This window comes from Kocuria kalidii (genome assembly GCF_044462225.1).
GTDB lineage: Bacteria > Actinomycetota > Actinomycetes > Actinomycetales > Micrococcaceae > Kocuria > Kocuria kalidii.
The window spans coordinates 21,677-36,981 of record NZ_JBISWJ010000005.1 but is presented as its reverse complement, the minus strand read 5'-3'; the positions used below and the strand labels follow the sequence as shown (position 1 = coordinate 36,981).

The following is a 15,305-nucleotide window of genomic DNA, read 5'->3' as shown; positions in this document are numbered from 1 at the left end:
GGCGCACCGGGGTGCGGAAGGGCCGCGGGCCCGGCTCAGGAGGTGACGGTCGCGGGCTTGTGGATCTTCCGGGACTCCAGGACGTGGTCCACGATGCCGTACTCCTTGGCCGAGGCCGCGGTGAGGATCTTGTCGCGCTCGATGTCGCGGTTGACCTCCTCGGCCGTCTTGCCGGAGTGCAGGGCCAGGGTCTCCTCGAGCCACTCGCGCATGCGCATGATCTCGTTGGCCTGGATCTCGATGTCCGACGCCTGGCCGCCGCCCTGGCCGGACATGGCCGGCTGGTGGATCAGCACGCGGGCGTTCGGCAGGGCGAGGCGCTTGCCCGGGGTGCCGCCGGCGAGCAGCACGGCGGCCGCGGACGCGGCCTGCCCGAGGCAGACGGTCTGGATCTCGGGGCGGATGAACTGCATCGTGTCGTAGATCGCGGTCATCGCGGTGAACGACCCGCCCGGGGAGTTGATGTACATCGTGATGTCACGGTCGGCGTCCTGCGCCTCGAGCACGAGCAGCTGGGCCATGACGTCGTCGGCCGAGGCGTCGTCGACCTGGACGCCCAGGAAGATGATCCGGTCCTCGAACAGCTTGGTGTAGGGGTTCTGCCGCCGGTACCCGTAGGGCGTGCGCTCCTCGAAGTCGGGGAGCACGTAGCGGCTGGTGGGCATGGCGGCCGCGGAACCGGCCGTGGACGAAGGTCCGTAGGTGAAGGTCATCGTTGAGTTCCTCGAAGGTCTGGAGGGCGTGCCTGGTGAAGTGGTGGGACCGCCGAGGCCCTACTCCTGGTCCTTCATGGTCCCGCCGCCGCCGGTCATGGAGCCGGCCGTGCTGGCGATGTGGTCGAAGAAGCCGTAGTCGAGGGCCCGCTGGGCGTCGAACCAGTTGTCGCGGTCGTTGTCCCGCAGGATCGTCTCGAGGCTCTGGCCGGTCTGCTCGGCGGTGAGCTCCGCGAGGCGCCGCTTCATCGACAGGATCAGCTCGGCCTGCACCCGGATGTCCGAGGCCGTGCCGCCCATGCCGCCGGAGGGCTGGTGCATCAGGATCCTGGCGTTGGGGGTGGAGTAGCGCTTGCCCTTGGTGCCCGAGGACAGCAGGAACTGGCCCATCGACGCCGCGAGGCCGGTGGCCACCGTCACGACGTCGTTCGGGATGAGCTGCATGGTGTCGTAGATGGCCATGCCGGCCGTGACGGAGCCGCCCGGGGAGTTGATGTACAGGAAGATGTCCGCCTGCGGGTCCTCGGCCGAGAGCAGCAGCATCTGCGAGCAGATGAGGTTCGCGTTGTCGTCGCGCACCTCCGAGCCCAGCCAGATGATGCGCTCCTTGAGCAGGCGGTTGTAGACGTAGTCGTCCTGGCCGCCCATGGGGCCGCCGCCCTGCAGGCGCGGGCCGGTGGATGCTGCGTGGGTCGAGCCGAACGGCGACTCGTGAGCGGAGGTCATGAAACGGTGCCTCTTTCGTCCGTGTGGTCCGGTGATCTCTGAGGGAAACACTAGTGCCCGGCCCGGGTCCCGGCCGGTCCGCGTCCGGGTTGTTCGCTGATGGCGCATGGTCGCCGCGACGGTCCCGGAACGCCGAGGGCGCCGCCGTCCGGGGCTGGACGGCGGCGCCCTCGGCGCGGGGTTCAGGAGCTCACTGGGCGGAGTCCGGGGAGTCCGCCGACTCCGCGGACCCGGCCGAGTCGGCCGACTCGGGCGAGTCGGCGGACTCCGGCGACTCCGCGGGCCCCTCCTCCGTGCCGGGGGTCGGCGCCGCGGTGGTCTCCTCGGGCTCGACCTCCTCGCCGGGCTGGTCCTCGCCCTGGGGGCGGACGAACTCGGAGAGGTCCACCGGGTTGCCCTCGGTGTCCGTGACCGTCGCGTACTCCAGGACCTTGGCCAGCGCCTTGCGGCGGCGCACCTCGCCCACCATCAGGCCGGCCTGGCCCGAGGAGTCGAGCAGCTGGGCGAACTGGTTCGGGTCCATGCCGTACTGCTGGGACATGCTGACGATGTAGTCGATCAGCTCGGACTGCTCGACGCCGACCTCCTCGGCATCGGCGACCGCGTCCAGGACGATCTCGTTGCGGAAGGCGTCCTCGGCGTTCTTCTGGACCTCGGCCCGGTGGTCCGGGGTGTCGTGGTCGGCCTCGGCCTCGGGGTTGTCGAAGTGCTGGGCGATCTGCTCGTCGATCACGGCCTGCGGGACGGGGATCTCCACGAGGGCCAGCAGCTTCTCCAGGACCTTGTCGCGGGCCTCGACGCCCTGCTCCACCACGGTGCCCTCGGCGGCCTGCTTCTTCAGGTCCTCCTTGAGCTCCTCGATGGTGTCGAACTCGGAGGCCAGCTGCGCGAACTCGTCGTCGGCCTCGGGCAGCTCGCGCTCCTTGACCGCGGTGACCTCGACCTTCACGGTCGCCTCCGCACCGCTGTGCTCACCGCCGGCGAGCGTGGTCTCGAAGGTCGCGTCCTCGCCGGCGGACAGGCCGGTGATGGCCTCGTCCATGCCGTCGAGCATCGTGCCGGCGCCCACCTGGTAGGACAGGTCGTTGGCGGCGTCGACCTCCTCGCCGTCGACCAGGGCCTGCAGGTCGAGGGTGACGAAGTCGCCCTCGGCGGCCGGGCGGTCGACGGCCTTGAGGGTGCCGAAGCGCCCGCGCAGCTCGTCGAGGGCCTTCTGCTCGTCCTCGGCGGAGGCCTCGCGGGCCTCGACCTCGACCTCGAGACCCTTGTAGTCGGGCAGCTCGATCTCGGGGCGCACGGCCACGTCGATCTCCACCTTGGTGTCGGCCTGCCGGTCGGACTCGTCCGGCTTGGTGACGACCTCGACCCGGGGCTGCGTCAGCGGGGTGATCTCGTTCTCCGCGAGCGCCTGCTGGAAGAAGGTGTTCAGGCCCTCGTTGAGCGCGTTCTCGACGACGAAGTCGAAGCCCACGCGCTGCTCGATCAGCCGCGCCGGAACCTTGCCGCGGCGGAAGCCGGGGACCTGGATCTGGTTGGCGAGCGAGGTGTAGGTCTGGTCGATGAACGGCTTCAGTTCCGCGAACGGCACATCCACCACGATCTTGACCTGGGTGGGATTGAGTTTCTCGACGGCGCTCTTCACTTCCGCTGCACTCCTGAGTGGTAGGTCGGTTGGGTCTTCCGGTGCCGTTTCCCGGCCCGGGACAGTCGGAAAGGCGGCTGCCCGGCGGGGCCGGGCAACCGCTCCAACGTCGGGGCGACAGGACTCGAACCTGCGATCTCCTGCTCCCAAAGCAGGCGCGCTAGCCACTACGCTACGCCCCGGTGCCTGCAGCCTGGGCTGCGACGGCTGCGGTCCGGTGCCGGAGCACGGACCACCGGCGAGTCTACCGGCTGGGCGGACGGGGCCGCACCTTTGCCGCGGTGCCCTCCCCCGGGCTCTCCCGCCCACGGGCCCCGACGGGGCGTGGAGCGGCTCCGTCCGGTCACCGGGATTTGACACCGTGCGCGCCGGGCCGGTTAATGGGAATGGCCTCCGCGGAGTGCCCACGGGGATGTAGCTCAATGGTAGAGCCTCAGTCTTCCAAACTGATTACGCGGGTTCGATTCCCGTCATCCCCTCGTCCCGCCCGAACGCCCCGGTCCGTCTGGACCGGGGCGTTTCGTCGTCGAGGGTGTCGCGGGAGGCACGGCACCGCGTGCCGGAGGCACCGCACCGCGCCGGGGGTCACCGCTGGCAGGAGGGGCACCAGAACAGCGTGCGCCCCTCCAGCTCCCGCATGGCCACGGGCGTGGCGCACCGGCGGCAGGGCAGGCCCTGGCGCTGGTAGACGTAGTGCGCGTCCTCGCGCCGGACCGCGCCCCGGCCCGGGCCGGTCCGGTCGGCGGGATCCGTGGTGACGATCCGGCCGAGCCGGGCGCCGGTGCGCATCAGGGCCACGTTCTCGGCCCACAGCTGCTGCAAGGTGTCCTCCTCCAGGCTCCGGCCGGGGGCCGCGGGGTCCAGCCCGCAGCGGAACAGGGACTCCGCCCGGAAGATGTTGCCCACTCCCGCCAGCACGGACTGGTCCATCAGCAGCGCCCCCACGGAGCGGCGGCTGCGCCGCACGGCGGAGACGAACGGAGCCGGGTCGGCGCCGGGGTCCAGCGGGTCGGGACCCAGCCGGGCCCGGGCGCCCTCGGCCTCCTGCCGGGTCTCGAGCACGCACAGCGTGGGTCCGCGCAGATCGGCCCAGCCCTCGTCCCCGACCAGCCGCACGCGCACCGCCCCCACCGGCGGGGGCGGCAGCAGGGGGCCGGCGGGCCCGCCGTCGTCGCCGGCCTCCCGCTCACCGATCCGGCGCGGGGCCCCGATGGAGGAGGCGCCGCGGAACCTCTCGGTGCCGCCGAAGGTCCAGGCCCCGTACAGCCCGAGGTGCGAGCGCAGCACGCGGTCGCCCGCGAAGCAGAGGAACAGCTGCTTGCCGTGGGCCCGGGCCGCCTCGAGCACCGCGCCGTCCAGGACGGCCGCCCCGTCCGCGAAGCGCCCCTGCGGCGAGCTCACGGACAGGGCCTGCCCCACGAAGCAGTCGGCGAACTGGCGGGCGAGACGGTGGACCGAGTGGCCCTCCGGCACTCAGGCCTCCCGCGCGGGGAACTCGCGCGGCCGCAGCGCCTCGAGCGCGCCGGCGACGGTGCCGGTGGACTCGTACTCGCCGATCTGACCGATCCGGCGCTCGTGCCGCTCGTCGCCGGAGAAGGGCTCCGCGAGGAACGCCCGCACGATCGCCAGCGCCTCCTCCGGGGAGTGCTGGCGCCCGCCGACCGCCACGACCTGGGCGTCGTTGTGCTGGCGCGCGAGCCGGGCGGTGTCCAGGTTCCAGGCCAGGGCGGCGCGGATGCCCGCGACCTTGTTCGCGGCGATCTGCTCGCCGTTGCCCGACCCGCCCAGGACGATCCCCAGGGAGTCGAGGCCCGCGTCCCGGTCCGCCCGGACGGCCTGCGCGGCGCTGATGCAGAAGGCGGGGTAGTCGTCGAGGGCGTCGTACTCGGCCGGGCCGTGGTCGACGAGGTCGTAGCCGGCGGCGACGAGCTCCTCGACCAGGTAGCGGGAGAGGTCCAGGCCGGCGTGGTCGGTGGCGATGTGGACGCGCATGGGCGGCGTGCTCCTGGGATGTCGCGGGGAACGGGGCTGGGTCGTGGCGGGAGGCCCGCGGACACGGGCCGGCCGCCCTCCAGCGTAGTGGGTGCCACGGGGTGCCGGCCCGGGACGTCCTTCCTCCGGGCGGGTGACCCGGCTGACATAATGGACGGACGTCCTGCGGCCCGCCGGCCGCGGGCGTCCCCCGACCCACGCACCCACCCCGACCCCGACCCCGACCCCGACCCCGACCCCGACCCCGACGAGAGGACGGCACTTCGTGCCCGGAACCAACCTGACCCGCCAGGAGGCGGCCGCACGGGCCGAGACCGTGGCCGTGGACGCCTACGAGGTGGTCCTCGACCTCACCCGCGGCGAGCACGTCTTCCGCTCCTCGACCACCGTGCGCTTCCGTGCGACCCCGGGCGCCACGACGTTCGTCGACGCGATCACGGAGGCGGTGCACTCCGTGGTGCTCAACGGCACGCGGCTCGACCCCGCCGAGGTCTCCGACGGCGTGCGGATCCAGCTGCCCGGGCTCGCCGAGGACAACGTCCTGACGGTCGAGTCGGACTGCCGGTACATGAACACCGGCGAGGGCCTGCACCGGTTCGTGGACCCGGTCGACGGCGAGGTCTACCTCTACACCCAGTTCGAGGTGGCGGACACCCGGCGCGTGTTCGCCGTGTTCGAGCAGCCGGACCTCAAGGCGCGCTTCGCGTTCACGGTCACGGCCCCCGCGCACTGGACCGTGGTCTCCACCCAGCCCACCCCGGAGCCCGTCCCCGCCGGGGACGGTGCGGCCACGTGGTCCTTCGCTCCCACGCCGGTGGTCCCCTGCTACGTCACGTCGCTGATCGCCGGTCCGTACGACTCGGTGCGCGACGAGCTCACCAGCGCCGACGGCCGCACGATCCCCCTGGGGCTGTACGCCCGGCGCTCGCTGATGGAGCACGTCGACGCGGAGGAGATGTTCGGCATCACCAAGCAGGGCTTCGAGTTCTACGAGGCGCAGTTCGGGGTGCCCTACCCGTTCGACAAGTACGACCAGCTGTTCGTCCCCCAGTTCAACGCCGGGGCCATGGAGAACGCGGGCGCGGTGACCTTCGTGGAGCTCTACGTCTTCCGCTCCCGGCCCACCCAGGCCCGGGTCGAGCGACGGGCCGTCACGGTCCTGCACGAGCTCGCCCACATGTGGTTCGGCGACTTCGTGACCATGCGGTGGTGGAACGACCTGTGGCTCAACGAGTCCTTCGCGGAGTTCATGTCCACCCTGGCCGCGGCGGAGAACACCCGGTACACCGACGCGTGGACCACGTTCGCGGCCGGGGAGAAGTCCTGGGGCTACGAGCAGGACCAGCTGCCCACCACGCACCCCATCAAGGCGGAGATCCGGGACCTCGAGGACGTGCTGGTCAACTTCGACGGCATCACCTACGCCAAGGGGGCCTCGGTGCTCAAGCAGCTGGTGGCCTGGGTGGGCCAGCAGCAGTTCATGGCCGGGCTGCACCGCTACTTCCTCGAGCACGCGTGGGGCAGCACGGAGCTGCGCGACCTCATGGTCCGCCTCGAGGAGGCCAGCGGCCGGGATCTCGAGGAGTGGTCGGCGAAGTGGCTCGAGACCGCCGGCGTGAACACGCTGGTCCCGGCCCTGGAGACCGACCAGGACGGGGTGATCCGGGCCTTCCGGATCGAGCAGACCGCCCCCGAGGAGCACCCGACGCTGCGCCCGCACCGCCTGGCCGTGGGCTTCTACGACCACGACGGCGAGCAGGGCAAGCTCGTGCGCACCCACCGGGTCGAGCTCGACGTCGACGGCGCGTCCACCGAGGTGCCGGAGCTGGTGGGCCGGGAGATGCCGGACCTCGTGCTCCTCAACGACGACGACCTCGCCTACGCGAAGGTCCGGCTGGACGAGTGCTCCCTGGACACCGCCCTGACCCACCTGAAGAACTTCCAGGACACGCTTCCGCGCGCCCTGGTCCAGAACTCGGTGTGGGACGGTGTGCACGACGGCGAGACGCCCGCGCGCCGCTACGTGGAGCTCGTGCTCGGCAACATCGCGCACGAGACGGCCTCCACCGGCATCCAGGTGCAGCTGCGCCAGCTCGAGACGGTGCTCGACGGCTACGTCGCGGAGCCCGTGCGCGAGGCCACCGTGCGCACCGCCGCCGACCGGCTCCGCCGGCTCACCGAGGAGGCCGCGGCCGGTTCCGACCAGCAGCTGCAGTTCCTCCGGGCCTTCGCCCGGCACGCCCGCACCGAGGAGCAGCTGGACGTCCTCGAGCAGCTCCTCGACGGGCGGCGCACCCTGCCGGGTCTGGAGCTGGACACCGACCTGCGCTGGAGCGTGCTCACCGCGCTGTGCGCCGGCGGACGCCTCGGCGACGAGGACGTGGAGGGCATGCTCGCGCAGGACCGGACCGAGAACGGCGCCATCGCGGCCGCCCGCGCCCGCGCCGCGATCCCCACGGCGGGGGCCAAGGCGAGGGCGTGGCAGCAGATCGTGGTGGAGGGGTCCCTGCCCAACTCGATCCAGGAGGCGGCGATCGACGGGTTCCGCACGGCCGCCGACACGTCGCTGCTGGCTCCCTACGCGGAGCAGTACTTCGCGGCGATCCCCGAGGTCTGGCGGACCCGCACGCACGAGCTCGCCCAGCAGATCGCCGTCGGCATGTACCCGAACATCCCCGCGCAGGAGACGGTCGACGCCACGGACGCCTTCCTCGCGGACCTGCCCGCGGACCTGCACGGGCTGCGGCGTCTCGTGCTCGAGCAGCGGGACGCGACCGCCCGCGCCGTTCGCGCCCAGGCCGCGGACGCCGCCTACGAGCCGGTGCGCGCATGAGCGGGCAGCAGCCCGGCGCCGCCGAGCCCGGCCGCGAGGGCACGGGTCCCGGCCGGCCCGGCACGACGCCCCCGGCCGGTCCGGCCGGGGGCACCGACCCGGCCGCCGCGGCCCCGCCCGGGGCCCGGTCCTTCGCGGTGGGGGCGCCCCTCTCCCAGCTGCGCCGCCCCGTGCCGCAGGTCGGCGACGACCGGCAGGAGGCCGAGGCGGGCACGTCGTCGTCGTTCTACGACCAGGTGGGCGGGCACGAGACCTTCGTGAAGCTCGTGCACGAGTTCTACGCCCGGGTGGCCGAGGACGACCGGTTCCGGGCGCTCTACCCCGACGACGACCTCGGACCGGCCGAGGAGCGGCTGCGGATGTTCCTCGAGCAGTACTGGGGCGGACCGACCACCTACTCCGAGCAGCGCGGGCACCCGCGGCTGCGGATGCGGCACATGCCGTTCCCCGTGGACGTGTGGGCGCGCGAGACGTGGCTGACGCACATGCGTGCGGCCCTGGACACCCTCGAGCTGTCCCCCCTGCACGACGGGATCATCTGGGACTACTTCGACCGGGCCGCCCACGCCATGATCAACCGGCCCGGCTGAGTCCGCTCAGCGCTTGGCGAGGACGTGTCCGCCGGGGGTGCTCAGGCGCACCCAGCGGCCGTTCTCGGCGACGCCGACCTCCGCGCCCGGGCGCAGGAAGCCGAGCGAGTACGCGGCGAAGGCCGCGCCGTCCGGGAGCGGCGCCCCGCTCAGCCGCCCCGCGAGGGGATCCGCCCAGCCGGACGAGCGGCCCCAGACCTGCGAGCGCACGGTGTCGACGACGGCGGCGCCCGCGTCCGTGGGCACGGTCCGGGCGACCTCGGCGATCCCGGCCCGGGCCGCCTCCCGCAGGGCGTCCGCGGCCACGTCCCCGACCGGCGCCCAGCCGCTCAGGGGCGGGGCGATGCCGGCCCAGGAGACGGCGGCGTCCATCGGCGGCAGGCCCACCTCCGTGGCGTCCTGGTCCTGGCGCGGCATCCGGTCGAGGACCCCGCCGAGCGGGACCGTCACGTCCAGAACCTGTTCCTGCGCCAGCGCCGCGGTGCGCAGCCCGAGCACGGTCGGTGTGGCGTCGAGCAGGCCGTGGGGCTCGAGCACGCACACGTAGGCGCCCAGGGCGCGGCCGCGTGCCTGGAAGCGCACGGCGCCCTGGGGATCGACCCCGCGGGCCCGGGACAGATAGGTGCGCAGGTCGGCGACGTCCCGCGGATCGGTCAGCGGAAGGGAGCGGGCCACCGGGCTCAGGCCCCGGCGGGAGCGGGACGGCGGGCGAAGCGGGTCGGGGCGTCCGACCACTGCTCGAGCAGGCTCCGCTGCACCTCGTCGAGGCGCGCCGGCCGCCCGGTGGCCCGGTCGATCTGGACGACCGCGGTCTGCGCCACCGCGTAGACCTGCGCTCCGTCCTCCTCCTGCACCGCGTAGTCCAGCACGAAGCTCGACCCGCCCACGGAGGAGACCCACACCCGGACGAACACCGGGTCGTGCCGGTACACGAGCTGCTGCGTGTACTCGACCTCCTGCCTGCCGATCACGGTCAGCCGGTCCCCCACGAGGGCGCGGAACGTCGCGTTCTCCGGGATCCCCGCCGCGGCGTCCTGCGGCAGCGGCCGGGCCATGAGCCGGACGCGGGCGTCCTCGAGGTACTGGAGCATCGTGACGTTGTTGACGTGGCCGTAGCTGTCGATGTCGCCGAAGCGCATCTGGATGGGGATCAGCAGCGAAGACATGACCCCCATCCCATCACACCCGGGCACGCACGGCGCGCCGTGGCCCGGCCGACGGCTTGGCTAGAGTGAAGGCCATGACCAACAGCACCGTTCCGGACCCCACGCAGGCCCTGCTCGACATGCTCGACCTCGCGGACGGGGGCGGAGCCCGCACCCTCGAGGACATCTACGTGGGCCACTCCATCTCCCCCGCCCGCGGACGGGTCTACGGCGGGCAGGTGCTGGCCCAGGCCGCGACCGCCGCCATGCGCACGGTCGAGCCGGAGCGGGTGATCCATTCCCTGCACGCCTACTTCCTGCGCGCCGGCGACGTCTCCCAGCCGATCACCTTCGGGGTCGAGCGGATCCGCGACGGCCGGTCCTTCTCCGCCCGCCGGGTGCACGCCTACCAGGACGGTCGCGCCATCCTCTCCGCCATCGCCTCGTTCCAGGTCCCGGCGCAGGGCCTGGACCACCAGGACGAGTCCCCCCGGAACCTTCCCGCGCCCGAGTCCCTGCCCACCGCCGTGGAGCTGCTCGGCCACGTGGACGCCCCCGAGGCCCGCGCGGTCGCCCACGAGCGGCCCTTCGACATGCGCTACATCACCGAGCCCATCTACTTCCGGCCGGACTCCCGCGGAGAGCCGTTCAACGCGGTGTGGATCAAGACGCTCAAGCCCCTGCCGGACGACCCGCACGTCCACCGCGCGGCCCTCGCCTACGCGAGCGACTACACGCTGCTCGAGCCCATCCTGCGCCTGCACGGCAGGACGTGGATCGAGCCGGGGATGAACATCGCCTCGCTCGACCACGCGATGTGGTGGCACCGTGAGGCCCGCGCCGACGAGTGGCTGCTCTACGTGCAGTCCTCCCCCAACGCGTCCTCGGCCCGCGGCCTCGGGGTGGGCCGGATGTTCACCCGGGACGGCCTGCTCGTGGCCACGACCGCCCAGGAGGGCATGATGCGCTTCCCGGAGTTCTCCTGACCGCACCGGGACGACGACGGGGCGCCGTCGCACGTCCGGCACCCCCGTGACCCGTCCGGCGACCGGCCGGGGTGCGATGACCGGTCTCGTGGCCCGGGCGCACCGGCTCAGCTTCCTCCGGCCCGGCCCCCTCTGCCGTCCCGGCCCCCTCTGCCGGCCCGGCTCCCTCCTCCGGCTGATCGGACCGGGGGGAGCCCGGCTCTAGCGGGAGAGTTCGCCCTCGAGCATGCGCACGACGGTCTCCGCCGCGGCCACGGCGTCGTACGAGGGGTCTTCGAGCATCTCGGCGACGATCCCGTCGATCGCGCCGCCCACCGCGATCGCCAGGGTCCGCGGATCGAGTGCCGGACCCGGCCCGCCGGAGGGGCGTGCGCGCCGCAGGAGCGCCGCGAGCGCCTGCCAGCGCGCGGCGGAGGCCGGGCGGGCACCGCCGTCCGGCGCCCCGCCCCGGCGCGGCGAGTCCTCGTGCAGACCGGCCTCGTGCAGACCGGCCTGGACGAGCACGCGGGCTCGCCGAGGGTCCTCGGCCAGGTGTCCGACCATGCGCCGCACATAGGCCCCCGGAGCGGCCGTGGCCCCGCACGCGTCGACCGCGGCGCCCACGTCCGCCACGAGCTCGGCCAGCACCTGCTCACGGGCCGCGGCGAGCACCGCGTCCTTCGTGGGGAAGTGGTAGAGCACCGCGCCCTTGGTGATGCCCGCCGCCCGGGCGATGCGCGCCAGCGACGTGGCGGCGTACCCGTGCTCGGCCACCAGCTCGAGCGTGACCTCGACGAGCTGGGTGCGCCGCGCCTGCCGGATGTGACTCGGCGCGGGCACCGCCCGTGACTGCGTGTCCTCCGTCGCCATGGCCCGAGGCTACCCCGGTGGCGTACGATCTGACCATCGGTCAGAAAATTGACCAGTGGTCAGGAGGAGCGCGGAATGGACGGTCCACGTCGAGCCGGCCGAAGCCGCCACCGTGCCCTGCAGATCACCGCCGGTGCCGCGCTGCTCGCCGTCGTCGCCGCGACTCTGGCCCTGGTGCTGCGCACTCCCTCCCCCGTGGGGCACTGGAACAGCGCGCAGGGACATGCTCAGTTCCTCGAGGCGTACGAGACGGCGATGCGGGACATGCCCGAGGCCGCCGAGACCCGGGACGTGCGCACGGACCATGGCTTCGTGCGCGTCTACCGCTTCGCGGGGACCGGGGACGCCGGCCCGCTGGTGCTGCTGCCCGGGCGCTCCTCGCCCACTCCCGTGTGGGCGGACAGCCTGCCGGCCCTGCTCGAGATCGGCGACGTGTACGCGCTGGACCTCCTCGGCGAGCCGGGCATGAGCGTGCAGGAGGTGCCGATCGATTCGGACGCGGACCACGCCGCCTGGCTCGACCAGGTCCTGCAGCAGCTTCCCGAGGACCGCTTCACGGTGGTCGGCATGTCGATCGGCGGCTGGACGGCCGTGAACCTGGCCGTCCACGCCCCGGAGCGGGTCGCCGCCCTGGTCCTCGTCGACCCGGTCCTCACGTTCTCCGGCATCCCGGCCGGCACGGCGGTCCGGGCGATCCCGGCCTCGGTGCCGTGGCTTCCGTCGTCGTGGCGCGACTCCTTCAACTCCTACACCGCCGGCGGGGCCCCCGTGGAGGACGTCCCTGTCGCGAGGATGACCGAGACCGCCATGCGGGCCTATTCCATCCGGCTGCCGCAGCCCGCGCCGATCGGCGAGCAGGCGCTGAGCGGGCTGCGGATGCCGGTCCTGGTGGTCCTGGCCGGGAAGTCGGTGATGCACGACGTCGACCGCTCCTCGCGGGTGGCCGGGCGGACCCTCCGGGACGGCACGGTGCGGGTGTACCCGGACGCCACGCACGCCGTCGGCTCCGAGCGCGCCGCCGAGATCGCGGAGGACATCCGGGTCTTCCTCGAGGGGCAGTGAGGCGACGCCGGCACGGGCCGCACCCCGGCAGCACCGCACCCGAGGGCCACGGGGCCCGCTGCGGTCCCGCGCCGGCGCCGGACGACGAAGGGGCCCGTCCGGTCGGGAGGCTCAGCTCTTCCCGACCGGACGGGCCCCTGCGCCGCGTCGAGGAGACGGGGAGCGGCCGGGCGGCCCCGTCGTCCGGTCGGACGGGGTCGGGCGAGCGTCAGTCGCGCGTCAGGCGGCGGTGGGTGACCCGGTGCGGCCGCGCGGCGTCGGCGCCGAGGCGCTCCACCTTGTTGGCCTCGTAGGCCTCGAAGTTGCCCTCGAACCAGTACCACTGGTCCGGTTCCTCCTCGGTGCCCTCCCAGGCGAGGATGTGGGTGGCCACCCGGTCGAGGAACCACCGGTCGTGCGAGACGACCACGGCGCAGCCCGGGAAGTCGAGCAGGGCGTTCTCCAGCGACCCGAGGGTCTCGACGTCGAGGTCGTTGGTCGGCTCGTCCAGCAGGAGCAGGTTGCCGCCCTGCTTGAGGGTCAGCGCGAGGTTGAGCCGGTTGCGCTCGCCGCCGGAGAGCACCCCGGCCTTCTTCTGCTGGTCCGGGCCCTTGAACCCGAACGCGGAGACGTAGGCACGAGAGGGCATCTCGACGTTGCCGACGTTGATGTAGTCGAGGCCGTCCGAGACGACCTCCCACAGGGACTTGCTCGCGTCCAGGTTCGCGCGGTTCTGGTCCACGTAGGAGATCTTGACGGAGTCGCCGATCTTCAGGTCGCCGCCGTCCAGCCCCTCCATGCCCACGATGGCCTTGAACAGCGTCGACTTGCCGACGCCGTTGGGACCGATGACGCCCACGATGCCGTTGCGCGGCAGCGAGAAGGACAGGCCCTTGATGAGGGACCGGTCCCCGAAGCCCTTCTCCAGGTCCTTCGCCTCGATCACGAGGCTGCCCAGGCGCGGGCCCGGCGGGATCTGGATCTCCTCGAAGTCCAGCTTGCGGGTCTTCTCGGCCTCGGCGGCCATCTCCTCGTAGCGGGCCAGGCGGGCCTTCGACTTCGCCTGGCGGCCCTTGGCGTTGGAGCGCACCCACTCGAGCTCGTCCGCCAGGCGCCGGGCCTGCTTGGCGTCCTTCTTGCCCTGCACCTCCATGCGGGCGCGCTTGGCCTCGAGGTAGGCCGAGTAGTTGCCCTCGTAGCCGTAGAGCCGGCCGCGGTCGACCTCGCAGATCCACTCGGCCACGTGGTCGAGGAAGTACCGGTCGTGGGTCACGGCCATGACGGCGCCGTGGTAGTCCTTCAGGTGCTGCTCCAGCCACAGCACGGACTCCGCGTCGAGGTGGTTGGTGGGCTCGTCGAGCAGCAGGAGGTCCGGCTTCTGCAGCAGGAGCTTGCACAGGGCCACGCGGCGGCGCTCACCACCGGAGAGGACCGTGACGTCGGCGTCCGGCGGCGGGCAGCGCAGGGCGTCCATCGCCTGCTCCAGCTGGGAGTCGAGGTCCCAGGCGTTGGCGGCGTCGATGTCCTCCTGGAGCCTGCCCATCTCCTCCATGAGGGAGTCGAAGTCGGCGTCCGGCTGGGCCATCTCCTCGGAGATCGCGTTGAACCGGTCGACCTTGGCCTTGATCTCGCCCACGCCCTCCTCGACGTTGCCGAGGACGGTCTTCTCCTCGTTCAGCGGCGGCTCCTGGAGCAGGATGCCGACGGTGTAGCCGGGGCTGAGCCGGGCCTCGCCGTTGGACGGCTGGTCCAGGCCGGCCATGATCTTGAGGATGGTGGACTTGCCGGCCCCGTTGGGACCCACGACACCGATCTTCGCGCCGGGGTAGAACGACATGGTGACGTCGTCGAGGATGACTTTGTCGCCCACGGTCTTGCGGGCCTTGGACATTGTGTAGATGAATTCCGCCATGCCCTCAAGGCTACCCCGCTCCGTCCCGGCCCACGGGCGCGGGACGGAGCGGGGCAGCCGCACCGCGGCACGGCCCGGCTCCCGGCACGGACAGGACAGGACCGGGGCGGTCCCGGCAGGGAGAGCCCGGGCGGTGCCGGCCGGAGCGCTCAGGTGGCGACGGCCTGCCGCCGCGTGCGCCGGCCCGGGTCCGCCGCGGCCCCGAGGAGCTCACCGGTCTCCGGATCGACGTCCTCGGGGACGGCCGGGACCCCGCTGTCGCCCGACGGGTCACCGTGCTGCTCCTCCGGAGCCCCGGCAGGGTCCTCGCCCGCCCCGACCACGGGCTGCCCGGAGTCCTCCGGCCCGGCGTTCACCGCCGGCGGCGAGGTGGTCACGGTGCGCTGGAAGCAGGCCGTTCCGAGCGCGAGGTCGTGCCCGACGGAGACGGCGTCCACGTCCACGGCCGTGTTGCGTCCGTGCTCGCCCTCCCAGAACCGGACCTTGAGCCTGCCGACCACCACCACGGGCTGACCCGTCCTGACGCTGGCCAGCGTGTTGAGCCCGAGGCCGCGGAAGGCCTGGACGGTGAACCAGTTGGTGTGCCCGTCCCTCCAGCTGGAGGCCTGCTGGTCGAACCAGCGTGGGGTCGAGGCGAGGCGGAAGGTCACCACCACGGTGCCGTCGGGCAGGTTGCGGGACTCGGGATCCGTGGCCACGTAGCCGCGGACGGTGATCTGCTCGGTCATCGGGAACTCCTCTGGACGGCGGCCGGTACGGCCGGGCTGGCCCCGCGTCGGGGTGTCCCCAGCGTTGCGGCGGAACGGGACCCTCCGCGGCCGGGCATCCCCCGGTGTGGACGGCCGGATCCGTTCCCTCCCGGTCCGGCGTCCTGTG

At 72.9% G+C, this 15,305-nt stretch carries 14 protein-coding genes and 2 tRNA genes; 5 read left to right on the top strand and 11 right to left on the bottom strand.

The genetic code is table 11. The annotated features are described in order from the left end of the window. Nucleotides 1-35 precede the first annotated feature (35 nt). From ACH9D3_RS00735 to ACH9D3_RS00720, 4 genes are all read right to left on the bottom strand, one after another. A complete protein-coding gene (locus ACH9D3_RS00735; protein ID WP_396400952.1) occupies nucleotides 36-713 on the bottom strand; it encodes an ATP-dependent Clp protease proteolytic subunit in 678 nt (225 codons plus the stop codon). 60 nt (nucleotides 714-773) lie between these two features. Next, nucleotides 774-1,361 carry an ATP-dependent Clp protease proteolytic subunit gene (locus ACH9D3_RS00730; protein ID WP_396400972.1) on the bottom strand — a complete coding sequence of 196 codons (588 nt, stop codon included), beginning with the start codon at nucleotides 1,359-1,361 and terminating at the stop codon, nucleotides 774-776. Nucleotides 1,362-1,629: 268 nt separating this feature from the next. Then, nucleotides 1,630-3,081 carry a trigger factor gene (gene tig / locus ACH9D3_RS00725; protein WP_396409484.1) on the bottom strand — a complete coding sequence of 484 codons (1,452 nt, stop codon included), beginning with the start codon at nucleotides 3,079-3,081 and terminating at the stop codon, nucleotides 1,630-1,632. Nucleotides 3,082-3,190: 109 nt separating this feature from the next. Further along, nucleotides 3,191-3,263: transfer RNA gene (locus ACH9D3_RS00720), tRNA-Pro, on the bottom strand. Between the two features lie 226 nt (nucleotides 3,264-3,489). On the opposite strand from ACH9D3_RS00720, the gene ACH9D3_RS00715 reads away from it, so the two are divergent. Then, nucleotides 3,490-3,560, top strand: a tRNA-Gly gene (locus ACH9D3_RS00715). A gap of 106 nt (nucleotides 3,561-3,666) precedes the next feature. Here the strand turns inward: ACH9D3_RS00715 and ACH9D3_RS00710 are convergent. Both ACH9D3_RS00710 and ACH9D3_RS00705 read right to left on the bottom strand, forming a co-directional pair. Continuing rightward, nucleotides 3,667-4,554: a DNA-formamidopyrimidine glycosylase family protein gene (locus ACH9D3_RS00710; RefSeq protein WP_396409483.1), complete on the bottom strand. Its 888-nt coding sequence runs from the start codon at nucleotides 4,552-4,554 to the stop codon at nucleotides 3,667-3,669. Beyond that, entirely contained in the window at nucleotides 4,555-5,073 is a 519-nt protein-coding gene (locus ACH9D3_RS00705; protein ID WP_396409482.1) for a ribose-5-phosphate isomerase, read from the bottom strand. Between the two features lie 265 nt (nucleotides 5,074-5,338). Here ACH9D3_RS00705 and pepN point away from each other — a divergent pair, with 265 nt between their 5' ends. Both pepN and ACH9D3_RS00695 read left to right on the top strand, forming a co-directional pair. Further along, nucleotides 5,339-7,906 carry an aminopeptidase N gene (gene pepN / locus ACH9D3_RS00700; protein ID WP_396409481.1) on the top strand — a complete coding sequence of 856 codons (2,568 nt, stop codon included), beginning with the start codon at nucleotides 5,339-5,341 and terminating at the stop codon, nucleotides 7,904-7,906. 170 nt (nucleotides 7,907-8,076) lie between these two features. Then, nucleotides 8,077-8,496, top strand: a complete 420-nt coding sequence (locus tag ACH9D3_RS00695; RefSeq protein ID WP_396409485.1) for a globin — start codon at nucleotides 8,077-8,079, stop codon at nucleotides 8,494-8,496. A 6-nt stretch (nucleotides 8,497-8,502) separates the two neighbouring features. Here ACH9D3_RS00695 and ACH9D3_RS00690 read toward each other — a convergent pair whose 3' ends face one another. Together ACH9D3_RS00690 and ACH9D3_RS00685 are read right to left on the bottom strand one after the other, a co-directional pair. After that, nucleotides 8,503-9,171, bottom strand: a complete 669-nt coding sequence (locus tag ACH9D3_RS00690; protein ID WP_396400957.1) for a hypothetical protein — start codon at nucleotides 9,169-9,171, stop codon at nucleotides 8,503-8,505. Between the two features lie 5 nt (nucleotides 9,172-9,176). Beyond that, the gene (locus ACH9D3_RS00685) at nucleotides 9,177-9,662 is read right to left on the bottom strand and encodes a thioesterase family protein (protein WP_396409480.1); all 486 of its coding nucleotides are present in this window, start codon (nucleotides 9,660-9,662) and stop codon (nucleotides 9,177-9,179) included. A 74-nt stretch (nucleotides 9,663-9,736) separates the two neighbouring features. Between ACH9D3_RS00685 and ACH9D3_RS00680 the strand changes: the two genes are divergently transcribed. After that, the gene (locus ACH9D3_RS00680) at nucleotides 9,737-10,627 is read left to right on the top strand and encodes an acyl-CoA thioesterase (protein WP_396400959.1); all 891 of its coding nucleotides are present in this window, start codon (nucleotides 9,737-9,739) and stop codon (nucleotides 10,625-10,627) included. Between the two features lie 201 nt (nucleotides 10,628-10,828). Here the strand turns inward: ACH9D3_RS00680 and ACH9D3_RS00675 are convergent, their stop codons facing one another. Next, nucleotides 10,829-11,476, bottom strand: a complete 648-nt coding sequence (locus tag ACH9D3_RS00675; RefSeq protein ID WP_396409479.1) for a TetR family transcriptional regulator — start codon at nucleotides 11,474-11,476, stop codon at nucleotides 10,829-10,831. A gap of 75 nt (nucleotides 11,477-11,551) precedes the next feature. Between ACH9D3_RS00675 and ACH9D3_RS00670 the strand changes: the two genes are divergently transcribed. Next, complete coding sequence (locus tag ACH9D3_RS00670; protein ID WP_396409478.1) at nucleotides 11,552-12,538, top strand: alpha/beta fold hydrolase; 987 nt, start codon at nucleotides 11,552-11,554, stop codon at nucleotides 12,536-12,538. 208 nt (nucleotides 12,539-12,746) lie between these two features. On the opposite strand, the gene ettA is transcribed toward ACH9D3_RS00670, so the two are convergent. Both ettA and ACH9D3_RS00660 read right to left on the bottom strand, forming a co-directional pair. Further along, nucleotides 12,747-14,429, bottom strand: a complete 1,683-nt coding sequence (gene ettA / locus ACH9D3_RS00665) for an energy-dependent translational throttle protein EttA (RefSeq protein WP_396409477.1) — start codon at nucleotides 14,427-14,429, stop codon at nucleotides 12,747-12,749. 149 nt (nucleotides 14,430-14,578) lie between these two features. Continuing rightward, complete coding sequence (locus ACH9D3_RS00660; RefSeq protein ID WP_396409476.1) at nucleotides 14,579-15,157, bottom strand: single-stranded DNA-binding protein; 579 nt, start codon at nucleotides 15,155-15,157, stop codon at nucleotides 14,579-14,581. Nucleotides 15,158-15,305: the final 148 nt, after the last annotated feature.

Coding starts and splice junctions, on each gene's coding strand:
- ACH9D3_RS00680 (WP_396400959.1), top strand. CDS start 9,737: ATGACCAACAGCACCGTTCCGGACCCCACGCAGGCCCTGCTCGACATG.
- ACH9D3_RS00660 (WP_396409476.1), bottom strand. CDS start 15,157: ATGACCGAGCAGATCACCGTCCGCGGCTACGTGGCCACGGATCCCGAG.
- ACH9D3_RS00685 (WP_396409480.1), bottom strand. CDS start 9,662: ATGTCTTCGCTGCTGATCCCCATCCAGATGCGCTTCGGCGACATCGAC.
- ACH9D3_RS00670 (WP_396409478.1), top strand. CDS start 11,552: ATGGACGGTCCACGTCGAGCCGGCCGAAGCCGCCACCGTGCCCTGCAG.
- ACH9D3_RS00705 (WP_396409482.1), bottom strand. CDS start 5,073: ATGCGCGTCCACATCGCCACCGACCACGCCGGCCTGGACCTCTCCCGC.
- ettA (WP_396409477.1), bottom strand. CDS start 14,429: ATGGCGGAATTCATCTACACAATGTCCAAGGCCCGCAAGACCGTGGGC.
- ACH9D3_RS00735 (WP_396400952.1), bottom strand. CDS start 713: ATGACCTTCACCTACGGACCTTCGTCCACGGCCGGTTCCGCGGCCGCC.
- ACH9D3_RS00675 (WP_396409479.1), bottom strand. CDS start 11,476: ATGGCGACGGAGGACACGCAGTCACGGGCGGTGCCCGCGCCGAGTCAC.
- ACH9D3_RS00730 (WP_396400972.1), bottom strand. CDS start 1,361: ATGGGCGGCCAGGACGACTACGTCTACAACCGCCTGCTCAAGGAGCGC.